Raw genomic sequence first — 1,230 nt, forward strand, 5'->3', positions numbered from 1 at the left:
TTCTGAACTTAGCAAAAAAAAACTGACAACGCCCCAAACATCGCCAATCTTGGCGTTGGCTTTGAGCAGTTCGGCCCTATCAGCATGGCCTGCCCCATCGTACTTCTTCGGGAACCATCCCATGAACCCCGCTTCCCTGCACAGCGTTGCCATGATGCGGTGTAGGTTCTGCACCAGTTGGCGCTCGTCCGTTGTGTTCATATCCATGAGGTCGATGAGCTGCCCTGCCGTGAGTTCGTCCGTGAACACCGTTGGAATCCACCACTTGCCCCCTGCCTTGAACTTGCGTTTGTAGGCGAGTGCTGGCAGTTCGTTCCATTCCTTCACGATAGCCTTGTACCGCTCCACACCAACTCGCTTGTCAGCATCGTTAAGCGCAGGGCTGAACTCCAACGCAGCTATCCGTTGGAATTGGTCGATGGTGAGGTCTTGGAGTTTCATAGCGCGTAGTTTACATAATAGCCGTATATCGCATCACCGACAATCAGGTTCAATTCGGGATACCTTGCGGCAACGATTTCAGGGGTCAGGTCGGGTTGGTAGTGCGTTTCGTGAACATTGCCCTCCCATATTCCTTGCTCGTAAAGGTACGGAACGGCAATCATCGCTCTCTTGCTTCCGATTCGGTTCAGTAAATCCCTTGCATCCTTGAGGGTTAGATGCTCAAAGACATCGCCAAGAATCAGGTAGGTGTAAGGCGTGATATCAAAATCCCGAATGTCTGCAATAAAGAGTTCCTTGTATTTGGCACGAAGGTCAAAGCGTTGGACATACGGCTCGTAAATCTCCACGCCATCCATAGGGATTTCAGGAAGCAGTTGAGCGTATGTTCCGCATCCCACACCCACGTCAAGGACACGGTCATCTGGGCGTAGGACTGAACGAATATGCTCGGCGATTCGGTTTTTGTAGAATGGATGCGAAAACGGCATGGTCAAAATACGTTGAGGCCATCCGCAATCTTCTTGGCGGTGCTGGCGTGGTTGGCTTTGTCGAGGTACTGCCTGAACTCCCAGTCAGCGTTCATGTCCTCCTTGGTGATGTAGTACGGCAAGTGCCTGACCTCGTAAGGTGCGACCATCCTTGCACCGCTGATGCAGACCCGTTGGTAATGCTCGTGATGGTAGAAGGCGAAGGTTGTGTCCACGGGTGCAAGTTGCAGGCCGTTCCAAATTGGTTGCTTCTTGTATCGCAGTTCCGCTTGTTGGAAGAACAGGGCATCGGCAGGAA

At 52.2% G+C, this 1,230-nt stretch carries 3 protein-coding genes; all 3 read right to left on the reverse strand.

What is annotated here, in order from left to right; translation table 11 throughout:
• Positions 1-441 (reverse strand): hypothetical protein (locus tag EBS36_07470; protein ID NBU32986.1); only part of this gene is annotated, 441 nt, incomplete at its 3' end.
• Positions 438-932 (reverse strand): class I SAM-dependent methyltransferase, encoded by a 495-nt coding sequence (locus tag EBS36_07475; protein NBU32987.1) that lies wholly within the window; start codon positions 930-932, stop codon positions 438-440. The genes EBS36_07470 and EBS36_07475, both read right to left, overlap by 4 nt.
• Before the next feature lie 2 nt (positions 933-934).
• On the reverse strand, positions 935-1,230 hold a 296-nt coding region (locus EBS36_07480), incomplete at its 5' end, for a hypothetical protein (protein ID NBU32988.1).

It is taken from the genome of Actinomycetota bacterium (genome assembly GCA_009923495.1).
Lineage (GTDB): Bacteria > Actinomycetota > Actinomycetes > S36-B12 > UBA5976 > UBA5976.

Coding starts and splice junctions, on each gene's coding strand:
- EBS36_07475 (NBU32987.1), bottom strand. CDS start 932: ATGCCGTTTTCGCATCCATTCTACAAAAACCGAATCGCCGAGCATATT.